This is a genomic window from Duganella violaceipulchra, assembly GCF_019166075.1.
Lineage (GTDB): Bacteria > Pseudomonadota > Gammaproteobacteria > Burkholderiales > Burkholderiaceae_D > Rugamonas > Rugamonas violaceipulchra.
Map to the genome: position 1 here is coordinate 219,089 of NZ_JAHTGR010000011.1, position 16,424 is coordinate 235,512.

The window sequence follows — 16,424 nt, forward strand, 5'->3', positions numbered from 1 at the left end:
GCCGCCGGCGTCAGGACAGCAGCGCGATCAGCGCCGCCGGGTGGAAGTCCCAGCCGGCCAGCCCCGATAAGCCCATCAGCACACCGAACGCGGTCGGCACCAGCGCCGCGAAGTACAACGCCCACAACTGGGTCAGCGCGGTGATCGCCAGCAGCGAGATGGCGATCGCCAGCAGCGCGTCCGACAGGTCGAACTGGTCGTCCCTGAAGTTGGCGGCGTCGTAGCTTTTCTGGTCCTGCTCGGCCTGGGCCTTGGCTTCGGCCTTTTTGCTGTTCTGGTCCTGGGCCACTTTCTCGTACTGCCTGATCGCTTCCTGATAGGCGGCCTGCTCGACCGCCGGCTTGCCCGCCGCGGCCAGGCGCAGCTGCACGACGGTCGACTTGGCGACTTCCTCGCGCACATTGCGGGCCTGGTAGAAGGCCCAGTGGTCGACCCGGTTGGCCTGCGCCTGCTGCATGCCCTGGTTGATGTTGTCGTCCTTGACCTTGCAGATGCCCATGAAGGTGGCCAGCAGCGCCACCGTGATGGCGACCGCGGCATTGAGCTTGCGGCCGCCGGCGGGGGTGTCGTTCCGGGTGTCGACGATGTCTAGTGGTTCCATGTTTGCTTGGGGTGGTGTAAAAGCCGCAAGCTTAACCTACATCTGTGCGCATGGCGCCACACACCGAACGAATCTGGTTGACGCTGACATGTACGGGCAGCATATTGTGCCTTGGGGGAATTGTCACACATTCTCTCGCCGATTTAACCACTTCAAGAGGTACTGGATGTTCAAGAATTTACTCATCAAGTGGAAGCTTGCCGTGCTGGTGGCGATCATGATGCTGGCGTTGCTGGTGGTGGGCGCGGCGGGCTACACCGGCATCGTCAAGGTGGGCGGCGCCGTCACCGAAATCGGCGTGGTGCGGCTGCCATCGATCCAGGGATTGCTGACGATGAGCGAGGGCCAGACGGCGGTGGCGGCGGCCACGCTGTACACGGCGGTCTACGAGAACGACTATCACTCGCAGGATAAATTCGGCGAAGCGCAGGAGCTGCGCAGGAAAGCCTGGGCCAATATCGATACCGGCTGGAAGCGTTACGAGCCGCTGCCGCAAACGGCCGAGGAAGCGGTGATGTGGAAGCAGTTCACCGGCGAATGGGCCGCGTGGAAAGCGGTGGACGACAAGATCGGCGCCATCGTCGGCGCCATGGCCGCCAACAAGGACGAGCAAAAGCAGAAGGACTTGTTTGTCGATTTCTATGCGCAGTATCAGCTGTCGCGGCCCTTGTTCCTGAAGGCCGAGGCGACGCTGATGAAGATAGAAAAACTCAACGAGGACATCGCGGCCACCAGTGTGGACGAGGGCGCGGCGGCGATCTCGCGCGCCGAATGGGCGATGGTGGCGTCCGGCGTGATCGCGGCGCTGGTGGCGATCGGCTGCGCGGCCTACATCACGGCGGCGATCACGACGCCGATCAATGAGGCGGTGCGCGTGGCGCAGACCGTGGCGTCGGGCGACCTGACCAGCCGGATCGAGGTCGGGACCACCGAGGAAACCGGCCAGCTGCTGCAGGCGCTCAAGGATATGAACGCCAGCCTGATACGCATCGTCGGCCAGGTGCGCGGCGGGACCGAGACGATAGCGGCGGCGTCGACGCAGATCGCCAGCGGCAACCTGGACCTGTCCTCGCGCACCGAGGAGCAGGCCAGTTCGCTGGAGGAGACCGCGTCGTCGATGGAGGAGCTGACATCGACCGTGCGGCAGAATGCGGACAACGCACGCCAAGCCAACCAGCTGGCGGCGTCGGCGTCCGGCGTGGCGGTGCGCGGCGGTGATGTGGTGTCGCGCGTGGTGGACACGATGGAGTCGATCAACGCCTCGTCGTCCAAGATCGTCGACATCATCAGCGTGATCGACGGCATCGCGTTCCAGACCAATATCCTGGCGCTGAACGCGGCGGTGGAGGCGGCGCGGGCGGGCGAGCAGGGACGCGGCTTCGCGGTGGTGGCGTCGGAGGTGCGCAACCTGGCGCAGCGTTCGGCCACGGCCGCCAAGGAGATCAAGGAATTGATCGGCGATTCGGTCGACAAGGTCGGCGCGGGCAGCCAGCTGGTGGCGGAGGCCGGGGCGACGATGGGCGAAATCGTCTCCAGCGTGCAGCGCGTGACCGACATCATGGGCGAGATCACGCTGGCGACGCAGGAGCAGAGCGTGGGCATCGATCAGATCAATATGGCGGTGGGCCAGATGGATACGGTGACGCAGCAGAACGCGGCGCTGGTGGAGGAAGCGGCAGCGGCGGCGGCCTCGCTGCAGGAACAGGCGGCTGCGCTGGCGGAAGTGGTCAGCGTGTTCAAGCTGGACCAGGCAGCGGCGCCGGGGCGACAGGCGATGGCGCGGCGGCAGACCCGCGTGGCGGCTGCGCCAGTGCGGGTTGCGATGGCGGCGCCGGCCGCGCGTCCGGCGTTGAAGGCCGCGGCGGCCAAGTCCCCGGTGCGCCAGTTGGCCACTGCGGCGGGCGACGACTGGGAAGCGTTCTAACAAAAAAGTAAGCCACTTTCTGGCGCAGCAGCAAAGTCTAGCGGCCCTCGGGCCGCTTTTTTTGATCTGACTCAATCGTAGCGGAGGTCGTCGATGCTACGTTTGCAGCTCGACCATGTAGCCACGAGGTGCGAACATGCCTTCCGTTGGTAATACCGATCCTATTGAAAATGTCCCCCATGCCGCCTATGATGGAAGAGCGGAAGTTCGCTTTGCTGCGATGGAAACACGGATCGCGGCAGTGGAGGTTGATGTGGCTGTGATACGGACAAGTTTTGCCACCCAAGATGACGTGCAGTCGCTGCGCGCGGAAATCCATGCGGCGACCGAACGCATCATGACGGTTTTATACGAGCACAAGCTGGAATTTACCATCGCGCTGGCGAAGCAGCGCGAAGACTTAACTGCGGCCCTTGCCAAGCAGCGCGAAGACTTGACTGCGGCCCTTACCAAGCAGCGCGAAGACTTGACTGCGGCCCTTACCAAGCAGCGCGAAGACTTGACTGCTGCCCTTACCATGCAACGGGAAGACTTGACCGCTTCCATGGTGGAGCAGCGGGTCGAACTTCACAAGACCCTGATGAGCCATACCTGGAAGCTTTACGGCTTTGCATCCTTGCTCATGGGCGGCGTCTATTTCATCGCGCGCTACGTACACTGAAATCATTCGTAAGCGGCGAGGCGCTTCCGTTCGTCGGCGGAGAAAATGGAGTCGCGCAGTTTCTGCAGCGAGGCCGGGTCCGCACCCGGAGCCAGCTGCTGGCTCTGCGCCAGATAGACGGCGATGCGGTGGCGCCAGTCGGCTTCCTCGATGTCGACGTCGGCCAGGCGGGCTGCCGCTTCCGGCGATAGCGCGGCGGAACGCAGACGGTAGATCTCGTTGTCGCCCATGCCTTGCGCACGCGCCTTCGCCACGGCTTCCTCAAGCCTCAGCACCTTGGTCGGGGCATCGCGTTCGTCGCGCGCCTGTTGCGGCATGCGCGCATCCAGCGCGGCGATACGCTCCTTGCGCTGCGCATCGGTCAAGCCTTTGTCGGCGTTGATTTCCAGCCGCGCCACCGCGTCCAGATCGTAAGCGTCGCTGGCGCTGAACAGTCCCTCGGCTTCGGCTACGGTGAAATACGAGCGGCGCAAACGCTGCATGGCCTCCAGCCGCAGACGCGCACCCTGCGCCACATCCAGCGTGGCGGGCAAGGCGCGTTCCTCGTCGACCAGCGCGCGCTTGTAGGCCAGGTAGGCGTCCAGCAGGCGCTTGGCCTGGGCCGCCGGCGCTGTGCTCAGGCGGCGATCCAGCTCGCGGCCGATCTCGACGCGGATCGCCTCCAGCGGTTTCTCGCCCAGTCCCGCCAGATAGTAGTCGAACAGGTAGGCCAGCTCCGCGTTGACGGTCAGCTTGTCGGCCGCGGTCTGGCGTACGTCGCCGTCGGGCCGCGTGCCGATCATCGATGGCACAAACGCAAAATAGTTGGGATCGGCGGCGCGCGCCCGTGGGGCCTCGCTGCGCGGCAGCGCCAGATACAGGCCGGCGCCGACCACGGCGGCCAGCGCGCCGAAGCGCAGCAGTTTCGCGTTTGTGCTCATCATGCGCTCCTTACAGTCCCAGTCCCTGCAGGCGATTGGCCTGCTGGCGGAAGATGGTCACCGGGCTGGTCTCGAACAGGTTGGTGATGCCCACCAGTTGATTCACCTCGTCCAGATGGTTCATCGCGTAGTCGTCGCGGATCACGCGGCCAAGATGGCTGGAGCAGCTGCTGACCAGGCCATCGTTCTTGGCGCCGTTGAAGGCGATCGCCGTCAGGGCCAGCACCGGATCGCTGACGTCCAGCAGATTGGTGTAGGGCTGGGCGCCGCTCCACGAGAAGTAGTACACGCCGCGCACCTGGTAGTCGCCCTCGCCGCAGGCCGACGTCGGCACGCCTTCGGGATGGCTGCTGTTGAAGGCCAGCGTGCCGGCGGTGCTCAGCGAGGTGGCCGCCGCGCGCGCGTTCTGCGGCAAGGTCGGGCTGCCGGACAGGAAGCTGATCAAGCCGGACACCGCGTTGGCCAGGCTGTAGGTCACGTCCGGCACCGCGCCGATCAGCACATCGGCCACGCGCGAACCCTTGTTGACGCCACCGACGCTGCTGACCGACGCCACCAGGTCCGGCCGCACCGACGCCACGTAACGCGCGGTGGGGCCGCCGTGGCTATGGCCGATCAGGTTGACTTTGGAGGCGCCGGTCGCGGCCAGGATCTGCTTGACCTGTACCAGCAACTGCTCGCCGCGCACCTCGGTGCTGTTGGCGGCCGACACCGACGTCACATACACATTGGCGCCGCCGCTGCGCAGCCCCGAAGCGATGCCGTAGAAGTAGTCGACCGGGCCGATGTTGTCGAAGCCGAACAGGCCGTGCACCAGCACGATCGGGTACTTGGTTTGCGTGTAACCGCTCGCCCAGGATGGCGCGGGCAGGGCGGTCAGGGCGATCAGGCAGAGTGCGAGGTACTTCCAGATGCGTTTTTTCATTGAAGTCTCCGATTGTATTTTGAGGTCCGGGTATTTCCCCGGTCAACAAAATGTAGCACCGCGCCGCTGGCCTTGCAGTCCGCACGCTAGGCCCTGGGAGCCAATCTGACGGGCCTCTGATCCCAGTTGTTTTCCTGCGCTATAATCGAGACCAAAACTCAAATAAAGAGACTACCTTGCCGTCGCGATTCGACTTCCAACAATTTCAGGGGATGACGCCGCTGGACGGCGTCAATATCTGGGCATATCTGCTCGATCACAACGCGGAACGCATCACCGTCAAGCGCCGCAAGCCGGCGCTGGAAAACCTGGAGCGGATCTTCCGCGCCACCTTCAAGCTGGCCAACGACGTCGGCTTCCGCGCCATGAACCTGCGCGACCTGTGCCAGGAGACCGGCCTGTCGATGGGCGGCTTGTACGGCTACATCAGCAACAAGGACCAGCTGGCGGAGATGATCGAGGACGTGGTGCGCTACGCCACCCAGGAGATGCCGCGCCTGTTCGATGACGTCACCGAGCCGCTCGACAAGCTGGAAGCGCTGATGCGCGCCTCGATCTATGTGTCCGAGATTCTGCAACCGTGGTTTTATTTCGTGTTCATGGATTCGCGGGTGCTGCAAACGGCGCAGCGCACCACGGCCAAGGAGTCGGAGCTGCATGTGCAGGCCTTGTTCGCCGGCGTGATCGCGCAGCTGCCGCACCGTCCGGCCGGCAGCCCGGAGCTGCAGGCGGCGCACATCATGGCGATGTTCCAGGACTGGTATGTGAAACGCTGGAAGTACCGGGCTGCCGATGTCAGCCCGGACCAGTTTGCAGATAGCGCCGTGCGCATGATGCGCGGCTACCTGGCTTCCTGATTCAGGCGCCGCTGGCCGGCGCCGGCGGCTGTGCCTTGACCCATGCCACCAATTGCCGCATGGCGGGCGCCGGGTCGTGCGCGTAGCGCTGTATGATCGTCTGGTAAATCGCCTGGACTTCCGCGCTCATCCCGCGGGCCGCCAGCAGCTTGGCGCGCGTAACGCAGCTGTCGGCGACCATGTACCGTATTTGCTCAACGTTGTCGTGCGCGTAGCGCTGTTCAAGATCGTCATATGCCTGCATGGCCAGGTCCTCCCGGGCCAGGTAACCCCAGAGCTGACCTTTCTTGAACACGCTGGAGGCGACATGCACGCGCAGCTTGGGGTCTTCATCCTGTCCGTAGCGCTGGTCTATTTCTGCAAAGACGGCAAGGGCCTGCTCTGCTTGTCCCAGCTTGAGCAGATTGGCGGTTTTATTCAACAGATCCATGGCGACGATTTCGCGCAGTGCGGGCGAGGGATCGTCAACAAAGCGCCGGTACAAATCATCGTTGGAGGCGATCGCCTCCGTGGCATGCTCCAGGTGAGAAAACAATAATCCGCGATTGAACAGCGCCCGCGCTAATTTCTCACGCACCGGCGGCGCCGGGTCGTCGCCGAATCGCCTGATAATTTCATCATAGACGGCGAGTCCTTCGGCAGTCTGGCCCACGGCCGTCAGCTTGCTGCCTTTGCCGATCAGGCCGCTCGCTATCTTTACGCGCAATCCGATGGCGGCCTGCGGGCCGGCATGGCGCGCAATGTGTTCCGAAGCGACTACCGCCTCATTGAATTTCCCCGCATCGACGAGCAACAGGCCCTGCTGGTGCAGCGCTTTTGCGACCAACTCGCGTAATGACGCCACTTCACTTGCGCCGAAACGCTGCGCGATTTCGCCCAAGGTGGCGATCGCGCCATCGAATTGCTGCAGGGTTTGCAGGCTGTGCGCCTTTCTGAGCAGGCAGAATGCCACCAGTTCCTGTTCCATCGTGGCGGCGTCATTCCGATGGCGTCGGACGATCTGGTCGCAATGGGCGATCTGCGCCTCCGGCCGCGCCAAGGCTTCCAGGCGCAGGCTCTTGTTGTTGAGCACATTGCACAACAATCTGCGGATCTCCAGCGAAGGATCTTCGCCAAAACGCACGGCGAATTCATCGTAAATAGCCAGTTCGTCTTCAAATTGGTTCAGGCGTCCCATGGCGACGGCCTTGTCCAGCAGGCAGGCTGCCACCAGGTGGCGTACCGCAGGGTAGGGTTCCCGGCCATAGCACTGATCGAATTCGACCAGAACGGCGACTTCGTCGTTGAAGCGGCCCAGATGTCTGAGCGTATGGCATTTCCTCAGCAAATTTTTTGCCACCATTTCGCCGAAGGGAGACGCTAGCGGAAAGCGCGCAAAGCGCCGCGCGATGTCGTCGAACATGCCCAATTGCTCGTCGAACCGCCCCAGGCTGCCCAGCAAGGCCTCCTTGTTGCACATGCTGCGGGCCAGCACGTCAAGCAGGCGATGTTCCGCACTGTCGCCGAAGCGGCGTATCAGGTCGTCGTAGATGGAAATTTCGTCATCGATCTTTCCTCCCTGTCCTAGCTTTACTGCCTGGCTAAATAAGTTCTGGGCAACCTGCAGATTCAACTCGGCGTCGGCCTGATCCGTTGCAGCGTTTGAGTTGAGCAGGGATCGCGCTGAGTCGCTTAATTTCTTCCAATGGCGTAGGGGCATGGTCGGTGAATTTTAGTTGTTCGGTGGCGGTGGCGTGGTACCGGCCGGCTGCGGCGCCACGTTCTCCGCACCCGGCGCCACGTCGTCCATGTCCAGCGTGTGGCGCGCGGCGTCGCCGGTGAACTCGTCGTACAGCCATTCGCCGTCGACCTGCGTCAACCCGGCCGGTACCTGGCGTTCCTGCGCCGGGCGGTTTTGCAGCGCCACCTTCATGTAGTCGATCCAGATCGGCAGCGCGACGCTGGAGCCGAACTCCTTGCCGCCCAACGATTTCGAGTCGTCGTAACCCATCCACGACACCGCCACGATGCCGCCGCCGTAGCCGGCGAACCAGCCGTCGACCGCGTCGCTGGAGGTGCCGGTCTTGCCGGCCAGGTCGGGGCGTCCCAGGCGGGCAACGGCGGCGCCGGTGCCGGTGCGCGTGACCTGGCGCAGCATGCTGTCGGTGACGAAGGCGTTGCGCGGATCGATGACGCGGGCGTCGTCCGGCAGCGTGGTGCGCGGCTTGGCCTCGGAAATGATCTTGCCGCTGCCGTCGACGATCTTGGCGATCAGGTAGGGTTCGACCGTGTAGCCGCCGTTGGCGAACACCGAGTACGCGCCCACCAGCTGCGCCGGCGTGACCGAGCCGGTGCCCAGCGCCATGGTCAGGTTCTTCGGATGCTTGGCCAGGTCGAAGCCGAACTTGCCCAGGTAGTTGTGCGTGTACGGCACCGTGATCGAGCGCAGGATGCGCACCGAGGCCACGTTCTTCGATTCGGCCAGCGCGGTGCGCATGGTGATCGGGCCGTCGAACTTGCCGTCGTCGTTTTTCGGGCTCCAGGCTTCGTTGCCGGTTTCGGCGCCGGTCAGGTCCAGCGGCACGTCGTTGATCAGGGTCGCCGGCGAGAAGCCTTTTTCCAGCGCCGCCGAATACACGAAGGGCTTGATCGAGGAACCCGGCTGGCGCCAGGCCTGTGTGACGTGATTGAACTTCTGCAGGTTGTAGTCGAAGCCGCCGACCATGGCGTGATAGCCGCCGCTGACCGAATCGATCGACACGAACGCCGCCGCCACCTGCGGCACCTGCGTGATGCTCCAGCCGTTCTTCTCCTGCATGATGCGGATCACCGCGCCGGGACGCAGGCGCACCGTGTCCTTGGCCTTGTCGGTCAATGCGTTGGCGGCCAGGCGCAGGCCGTCGCCGCTGATGGTGACCTCTTCGCCGAACGGGTTCTGCACCTTGACCGACTTGGCGCCCACTTCCAGCACCACGGCCGGGATCAGGCGGTCGCTGCCCGGGCGGCGCTGCAGCGCCTCTTCGATGACGTCGTCGCGCTCTTCCTCGCCGGACGGCAGCATGACGAAGGCTTCCGGGCCACGGTAGCCGTGGCGCTGGTCGTAGTTCAGCACATTGCGGCGCACCGATTCGTAGGCCGCGTTCTGGTCGGCCTTGAGGATGGTGGTGTAGACGCTGATGCCCTTGGTGTACGAGTCCTCCTTGAACTGGGCGTACACCACTTGGCGCGCCAGTTCGGCCACATATTCGGCGTGGGTGTCGAACTCCTGGCCGCGATGGCTCACGTGCAGCGTTTCGTGCAGCGCCTTCTGGTACTGGTCTTCGGTGATGTAGTTCAGGTCCCGCATCGACTTCAGCACCACGCGCTGGCGTTGCTTGGCGCGCTTGGGATTGACGGCCGGGTTGTGGCGGGCCGGATTCTGCGGCAGGCCGGCCAGCATGGCCATTTCGGCGATGTCGAGGTTCTTCAACGGCTTGCCGAAGTAGACCTGCGAGGCCGCGCCGAAGCCGAACGAACGCTGGCCGAGGTAGATCTGGTTCATATACAGTTCGAGGATCTGCTCCTTGCTGAGCGCCGCCTCGATCTTAAACGCCAGCATGACCTCATTGAGTTTGCGGCCGTAGAATTTTTCGCGGGTGAGGAAGAAGTTACGCGCCACCTGCATCGTGATGGTGGAGCCGCCCTGGCGCATGGCGCCGCCCAGGTTGGCGCGCGCGGCGCCCAGCGCGCGGCGCCAGTCGATGCCGTTATGCTCGTAGAAGCGCTTGTCCTCGATCGCCAGCACGGACTTCTTCATCATCTCCGGGATATCCTTGATCGGCACGAAGTCGCGGTGCTCCTCGCCGAATTCGCCGATCAGGGCGTTGTCGGCGGTGTAGATGCGCAGCGGGATCTTGGGCCGGTAATCGGTGATGACCTCCAGCGACGGCAGGTTGGGCGCCACATACAGCAGCATGTAGGCCAGCAGCAGGCCACCGGCGATCAGCGCGGCGACGCCGGCCACGATAAAGCCGCGGATGGCGTTGCGGCGGGTCAGCCATTTGGAGAAATTGATGGGCGAAGCAGTCAAGGCGTAGTCTCACGGTAGCAGCGGTAGGCGCGATTATAGACCAACAAAATTTGGGCACACTTAAACGAAAAGTGGCTTTTTATGCAAATTTGGTCGCTCACCCCTATGACTATTGGTGATTTTGTCGTAACGTAACAGTTATCTGAATAATTTTCGCTTTACAACCGGGGAAGACATGGCGGAACCGCAGCACACTCTCGATTGCGACATCCTGATCGTGGGAGGCGGCATCAACGGCGCCGGCATTGCGCGCGATGCGGCAGGGCGGGGCTTGTCGGTGGTGCTGTGCGAAAAGGACGACCTGGCCTCGCACACCTCGTCAGCCTCCACCAAGCTGATCCACGGCGGCCTGCGCTATCTGGAGTATTACGAGTTCAACCTGGTGCGCAAGGCGTTGATCGAGCGCGAGGTGCTGTTGCGCGCCGCGCCGCACATCATGTGGCCGCTGCGCTTCGTGATGCCGCACGCGCCCGGCCAGCGCCCGGCGCTGATGATACGGGCCGGACTGATGCTGTACGACCTGCTGGCCAAGCGCGAGCTGCTGCCCGCGTCGGCCGGCATCAACCTGCGCACGCATGCGGCGGGCAAGCCGCTCAAGCCCGCGTTCCAGCGCGGCTTTATCTATTCCGACGGCTGGGTGGACGACGCCCGGCTGGTGGTGCTGAACGCCATCGACGCCTGCGAAAAGGGCGCCACCATCCTGACCCAGACCGAGTGCAAGGGCTTGGCGCGCAAGGCGGACGGCTGGGAGGCGGATTTGCACAAGAGCGGCTGCGGCGATGTCCGCGTCAACGCGCGCTACGTGGTCAACGCGGCCGGGCCGTGGACCGCCAGCCTGCTGCATGCGACGCTGCCGAAAGAGGGCGGTGGCAACCTGCGCCTGATCAAGGGCAGCCATATCATCGTCAAGCGCATCTTCGAGCATGACAATGCCTACATCTTCCAGCACCCGGACGGCCGCATCGTGTTCGCGATTCCGTATGAGCGCGATTTCACGCTGATCGGCACCACCGACCTCGATTACCGCGGCGACGCCAACCAGGTCGCCATCAGCGAGGACGAGATCAGCTACCTGTGCGAACTGGCCAGCCAATACTTCGTCCAGCCCATCGTGCCGGCCGACGTGGTGTGGACCTATTCGGGCGTGCGGCCGCTGGTGGAGGACGGCGCCGACGCCAAGGCCGTCACGCGCGACTACCGGCTGGAGGTCGACAACGACGGCCCGCCGATGCTGAGCGTCTTCGGCGGCAAGATCACCACCTTCCGCAAACTGGCGGAGGAGGCGGTCGACCTGATCGCCAAGTCGCTGGGCAACCGCCACGGCGCCTGGACCCACAACGCCTGCCTGCCGGGCGGCGACCTGTATGGCGCCGAGCCGCAGAACCGATCGGTGCTGGAATTCGACACCTGGTTGCGCAACGTGCAGGGCCGCTACGGCTGGCTGCCGCCGTTGCTGGTGGCGCGTTACGCCCGCGCCTACGGCACCCGCATCCATACGCTGCTGGGCCAGAAGGAAAGCGTGGCCGCGATGGGCGAGGAGATCGCGCCGGGCCTGTATGAGGCGGAAGTGGAGTACCTGCGCCGCTACGAATGGGCGCGCAGCGCGCAGGACATCCTGTGGCGGCGCTCCAAGCTTGGCCTGCACCTGCCGCCAGACACCGGCGGGAAGCTGCAAGCCTGGCTGGCGGCGCACCCGTTCCAGTACAAGCAAGCGGCATAAAAAAAACCACCTGCACAGAGCGCGCTCTGGCAGGTGGTTTTTTAATTGTTGCGGAAAGCGCTTACTTCACGCCATGCATCAGCTTCTGGATCAGCGGTGCGATCAGGAACAGCAGCACGCCGGCGGCAGCCAGGGCGAAGAAGCCGTAGCTGTAGCCTACCAGCGCGGACGACACCGACATGCCGGTTTCGCCGCTGACGGCCGAAGCGAAGATGCCCGACAGGTTGTTGCCGATGCCGGTGGACAGGAACCAGCCGCCCATGCCCAGGCCAACCAGGCGGGTAGGCGCCAGCTTGGTCACCATCGACAGGCCGATAGGCGACAGGCACAGCTCACCGACCGATTGCAGCGTGTAGACCATGACCAGAGGCCAGAACGGGATCTTGTTGTCGGCATTGACCAGCATCGACAGCGCGAACATCAGCAGCGCGAAGGCGGCGCCGTTGAACAGCAGGCCCAGGCCGAATTTACGCGGAATCGATGGATTCTTGCTGCGCATGGCGACCCAGACGAAGGCGACGACCGGCGCGAAGCCGATGATGGCCAGCGAGTTAAAGATCTGGAACCAGGCCACGGGGAAGGTCCAGTTGAACATCTGGCGGTCGACGATCTTATCGGCCAGGAAGGTGAACGAGCTGCCTGCCTGTTCGAAGAACATCCAGAACATGATATTGAAGAAGAAGATCAGCAGCATGGCGATGACCTTGTCGCGGGCTACCTTGCCGTTCTTGATACCTTCGATCAGCAGCATCACCGACAGCAGGACGAACAGCACGGACAGCACCACTTGCAGGTTCTGCGCGCCGGCGGCCAGCAGGAAGTACACGACCGGGATCACGCACAGCGAGCCCAGTGCCACGTAGATCATGCGCTTCGGATCGGCGTTCGATGCGTCCGGTGCGCCGATGCCTTTCAGGTTGCGGCGGCCGATGAAGAACCACACCAGGGAGATCAGCATGCCGACGCCGGCGGACATGAACACCACTTTGTAAGCAGGCATGCCGTTGGTGCCGAAGATGGTCGCAGCCAGCCACTCGGTCAGCACCGGTGCGACCAGCGCGCCGGAGTTGATACCCATGTAGAAGATGGTGAAGCCGGAATCGCGGCGGGTGTCGGCGGCGCTATACAGCTTGCCGACCATGGTCGAGATGTTCGGCTTGAACATGCCATTGCCGACGATGATGGTGGCCAGTCCGAACTGGAACACCGTCTGGTCGGGGAAGGCGATCATGAACAGGCCGGCCGACATGAAGGTGGCGCCGATCAGGATCGAGCGCTGGTAGCCGAGTACGCGGTCGGCCACGTAGCCGCCGAACAGCGCGGCGGCATAGACCAGCGCCAGGTAGGAGCCGTAAATCAGGTTGGCAGGGGCCTCACCGGTGGCATCGCCGTTGTAGAACTGGGCGACGACGTAGAGCACCAGGGCCCAACGTATGCCGTAGAACGCGAAACGCTCCCAGAACTCGGTCATGAACAACATCCACAGCGGAGCAGGGTGACCCATGATCTGCTTGAATTCGGGAATAACGACTTCCGTATTGGTGGTGGTAGCACCGCTCATGCGGCTTCTCCTAATTTTATGATCTATGAAAAGTGTCTCAGGTTCCCTTATGGGGAGCCAAATTGGGCGCCATTTTAATCTACAAATCGCTCGGGCCGTGCATTTTGATGGCCGGCCTGCAAAGATATGTCTTTTGTGCTAATAAATATGCACAATCCTGCTATGGCAATCTCCACCCCAAAATGTGCCGGTTTGTCGTATATTGGCAGTGCAGGCTTACCTGTTATGCATCGAAATGCATCGAATTTGAATAAGGATTTTCGCATCATGGAACATGACGTTGTCGATACCCTGATTTCGCCCGAAGGCCAGTTGGAAGTCCTTTCGAAGGCGGAAGTGAACAAGCTGCTCGACACTAGCCAGGGCGGCCTCTATAACATCTTCCGCAATTGCGCACTGGCCGTGCTCAATTGCGGCAGCACTATCGACGATGGAAAGGAGCTGCTGGAACGGTACAAGTCATTTGAGATCAGCATTGTGCAGCGCGAGCGCGGCATCAAGCTCGATATCAAGGGAGCGCCGGCGATCGCCTTCGTCGACGGCAAAATGATCAAGGGCATCCACGAACACCTGTTCGCGGTGCTGCGCGATATTGTCTTCGTCAGCAACGAGGTGACGGACAATCCGAAGTTCGACATGGACAGCACCGAGGGCATCACCGATTCGGTGTTCCATATCCTGCGCAACGCCGGGGTGCTCAAGCCTATGCTCAATCCCAACCTGGTGGTGTGCTGGGGCGGGCATTCGATCAACCGCGCCGAGTATAACTACTCGAAGGAAGTCGGCTATCAAATGGGCTTGCGCGACCTGGACATCTGCACCGGCTGCGGTCCCGGCGCGATGAAGGGCCCGATGAAGGGCGCCACCATCGGCCACGCCAAGCAGCGCCTGCACAAGGGGCGCTACCTGGGCATCTCGGAGCCGGGCATCATCGCGGCCGAGTCGCCGAACCCGATCGTCAATGAACTGGTGATCATGCCCGATATCGAGAAGCGCCTGGAAGCGTTTGTGCGCTCGGGGCATGGCATCGTCGTGTTCCCTGGCGGCGCCGGCACGGCGGAGGAGATCCTTTATATATTGGGCATCCTGCTGCATCCGGATAATGCCGATATTCCGTTCCCGCTGGTGTTCACCGGACCGGAGACGTCGCGCGAGTACTTCGTGCAGATCAACCAGTTCATCCACGACACGCTGGGTCCCGAGGCGCAGCAGCGCTACAAGATCATCATCGATGATCCGGAACTGGTGGCGCGCGAGATGCAGGCCGGGATCAAGCAGGTGCGCGAGTTCCGCAAATCCCGCAGCGACGCCTACTACTTCAATTGGGGCCTGAAGATCGACCAGGAGTTCCAGCATCCGTTCGCGCCGACGCACGAGAACATGCGCAACCTGAGCCTGCACAAGAACCAGGAAGTGCATCTGCTGGCGGCCAATCTGCGCCGGGCGTTTTCGGGTGTGGTGGCGGGCAACGTCAAGGACGAGGGCATCCGAGCGATCGAGAAGTTCGGCCACTTTGAAATCCATGGCGACAAGGAGATCATGGGGCCGATGGACGAGCTGCTGGCATCCTTCGTGGCGCAGCATCGCATGAAACTGGCGGGCAAGCAGTACACGCCTTGCTATCGCGTGATCCAGTAACATCAGCCGGCGTCCGCGCGCAGCTGGTGCGGACGCCGTACAAATTCAGGTGACGATGACTTACTTCGCGATCTGTTCGGTGCGCGGCGCGTAGTTGTCGAAGCCATAGCTGCCGTAGATGCGCTTGACCGTGCCGTCGCGGTACATGGCGCGCAACAGCGTGTTGAGACGCGCCACCTCGTTGCCGTCCATGCCCTTGTTACAGGCCAGGTACATGTCGTAGTGGGCGAACGTCAGCACCGCCTCCATGCCGGTGATGCCCATTTCATCCATGATGTAGAGACCCGGCAGGCGTCCTTCCGACCACAATTGAATGCGCTGCATCTTCAGCTTGGGCGCGTTGGTGCGGTTGTAGGGAACCATGCTTAGGTTTAGCTGGTTCGCGCGCAGCAGCGGCACCATCGCGTCGCCGATGATGGTGCCGACCGTGTAGGGCCTGGCGTCCTCCAGGCTACTGAGATGGATATGGTCCTCGGCGCGTGCGTACATCACCCACTCGTTGCGGCCCACCGGTCCCACCCAGGCGAAGTTGGCCTCGCGTTCCGGCGTGCGGGCCATCGAGAACAGGCAGCTGTTGGCGTTCTTGGTGGTCAGCGCCATGGCCCGCGCCCACGGCATCAAGGCTGGTGCAGTGACGGCCAATTCGGCCCTTCGCATCAGCTCCAGGATGATGTCGGTGGACAGTCCGGTGGCGGCGCCGGTTTTCTTGTCGGCCCAGTTGAATGGCGGGTACTCTTCGGTGTAAAGCGTGAAAGTGTCGGTCGCCTGCGCAGCAGCGCATGCGACGAAAAGCAGCGCTGCGTGCAAGTAGAACAGCGCGATGCGACTAGCCATGTCGCTTCCTTTCTCTGAAGTAGTGACTTCTTCGGAAGGGTACTCGCTTTCCTCGGGCCGGTCGAGAAATACCGGGGGCTCCAGCAAGCGCCTTGGGAGGGAAGGGGGATATTCCCAATTGAAGCATGGTCCAAATCAAGGTATGGATTGCCTGTACGCCCGACCGCAAAGGCATCCATCTGCAGACCCATCTGGCCAAGTTTAAAGGGGTGCCGCAAGCCGATGCCTACGCCTGCTTCAACGCCTTTGTTCGAGGATGGCATGATCCGCGAAGCTGCGCGCCGGGCGTATGCGCGCTGTAAGTTCCACGATGTTGCGCGCGGCGCGACCGACCGCGCAGACCACCGAAGCGTCGCGCCGCATCGCCGAGCTTTATGCGATTGAGGGCGAGATCTGGGCCATGCTGGCTGACGAACGCAACAAAGTTCGGCAAGCGCGCTCGTGCCCACCGGGAACTCTGGCTGCGGACCACGCCCGACACCTCGTCGCGCAAGTCCGATATGGCGGCGGCGACCCTGTACGCGCTTAAACTCTTGGCGGCGCCATTGCGATTGATCAGTCTGCGGCCGAGCGCGCCTGGTGTGGCGTGGCCATCGGCCGACGCAGCTATCTGTTTGCCGGCGCCGACCTTTCTACATCGGTAAGATCATTGTCATATTTGCATGTAAAGCCTTTTGTTTGACATGTAAAGCCTTTTTATTGACATGTAAAGCTGGGGTATTTCGGCTTCCATGT

General features: G+C 62.7%; 13 protein-coding genes. 6 read left to right on the forward strand and 7 right to left on the reverse strand.

Going from position 1 to position 16,424, the window contains the following annotated elements:
• Positions 1-10: 10 nt before the first annotated feature.
• Positions 11-601, reverse strand: a complete 591-nt coding sequence (locus KVP70_RS21175) for a DUF4337 domain-containing protein (protein WP_217944145.1) — start codon at positions 599-601, stop codon at positions 11-13.
• A gap of 166 nt (positions 602-767) precedes the next feature.
• Between KVP70_RS21175 and KVP70_RS21180 the strand changes: the two genes are divergently transcribed.
• Positions 768-2,525 carry a methyl-accepting chemotaxis protein gene (locus KVP70_RS21180; RefSeq protein ID WP_217944147.1) on the forward strand — a complete coding sequence of 586 codons (1,758 nt, stop codon included), beginning with the start codon at positions 768-770 and terminating at the stop codon, positions 2,523-2,525.
• Between the two features lie 136 nt (positions 2,526-2,661).
• On the forward strand, positions 2,662-3,186 hold the full coding sequence (locus KVP70_RS21185; protein ID WP_217944149.1) for a hypothetical protein: 525 nt from the start codon (positions 2,662-2,664) through the stop codon (positions 3,184-3,186).
• Positions 3,187-3,188: 2 nt separating this feature from the next.
• Here KVP70_RS21185 and KVP70_RS21190 read toward each other — a convergent pair whose 3' ends face one another.
• The gene (locus KVP70_RS21190; protein ID WP_217944151.1) at positions 3,189-4,106 is read right to left on the reverse strand and encodes a lipase secretion chaperone; all 918 of its coding nucleotides are present in this window, start codon (positions 4,104-4,106) and stop codon (positions 3,189-3,191) included.
• 10 nt (positions 4,107-4,116) lie between these two features.
• A complete protein-coding gene (locus KVP70_RS21195; protein ID WP_217944152.1) occupies positions 4,117-5,031 on the reverse strand; it encodes a lipase family alpha/beta hydrolase in 915 nt (304 codons plus the stop codon).
• 176 nt (positions 5,032-5,207) lie between these two features.
• On the opposite strand from KVP70_RS21195, the gene KVP70_RS21200 reads away from it, so the two are divergent.
• Positions 5,208-5,888 (forward strand): TetR/AcrR family transcriptional regulator, encoded by a 681-nt coding sequence (locus KVP70_RS21200; RefSeq protein ID WP_229224978.1) that lies wholly within the window; start codon positions 5,208-5,210, stop codon positions 5,886-5,888.
• Position 5,889: 1 nt separating this feature from the next.
• Here the strand turns inward: KVP70_RS21200 and KVP70_RS21205 are convergent, their stop codons facing one another.
• The gene (locus tag KVP70_RS21205; RefSeq protein ID WP_217944153.1) at positions 5,890-7,587 is read right to left on the reverse strand and encodes a tetratricopeptide repeat protein; all 1,698 of its coding nucleotides are present in this window, start codon (positions 7,585-7,587) and stop codon (positions 5,890-5,892) included.
• A gap of 12 nt (positions 7,588-7,599) precedes the next feature.
• Complete coding sequence (locus tag KVP70_RS21210) at positions 7,600-9,936, reverse strand: penicillin-binding protein 1A (protein ID WP_217944154.1); 2,337 nt, start codon at positions 9,934-9,936, stop codon at positions 7,600-7,602.
• Between the two features lie 175 nt (positions 9,937-10,111).
• Between KVP70_RS21210 and glpD the strand changes: the two genes are divergently transcribed.
• The gene (glpD, locus tag KVP70_RS21215; protein ID WP_217944156.1) at positions 10,112-11,656 is read left to right on the forward strand and encodes a glycerol-3-phosphate dehydrogenase; all 1,545 of its coding nucleotides are present in this window, start codon (positions 10,112-10,114) and stop codon (positions 11,654-11,656) included.
• Between the two features lie 61 nt (positions 11,657-11,717).
• Here glpD and KVP70_RS21220 read toward each other — a convergent pair whose 3' ends face one another.
• A complete protein-coding gene (locus KVP70_RS21220; RefSeq protein WP_217944157.1) occupies positions 11,718-13,217 on the reverse strand; it encodes a peptide MFS transporter in 1,500 nt (499 codons plus the stop codon).
• A gap of 267 nt (positions 13,218-13,484) precedes the next feature.
• Here KVP70_RS21220 and ppnN point away from each other — a divergent pair, with 267 nt between their 5' ends.
• The gene (gene ppnN / locus KVP70_RS21225; RefSeq protein WP_217944158.1) at positions 13,485-14,855 is read left to right on the forward strand and encodes a nucleotide 5'-monophosphate nucleosidase PpnN; all 1,371 of its coding nucleotides are present in this window, start codon (positions 13,485-13,487) and stop codon (positions 14,853-14,855) included.
• Between the two features lie 60 nt (positions 14,856-14,915).
• Here the strand turns inward: ppnN and KVP70_RS21230 are convergent, their stop codons facing one another.
• Positions 14,916-15,689: a substrate-binding periplasmic protein gene (locus tag KVP70_RS21230; RefSeq protein ID WP_217944159.1), complete on the reverse strand. Its 774-nt coding sequence runs from the start codon at positions 15,687-15,689 to the stop codon at positions 14,916-14,918.
• A 125-nt stretch (positions 15,690-15,814) separates the two neighbouring features.
• On the opposite strand from KVP70_RS21230, the gene KVP70_RS34365 reads away from it, so the two are divergent.
• Positions 15,815-15,991, forward strand: a complete 177-nt coding sequence (locus tag KVP70_RS34365; RefSeq protein WP_229224979.1) for an IS66 family transposase — start codon at positions 15,815-15,817, stop codon at positions 15,989-15,991.
• The last annotated feature ends 433 nt before the right edge of the window (positions 15,992-16,424 follow it).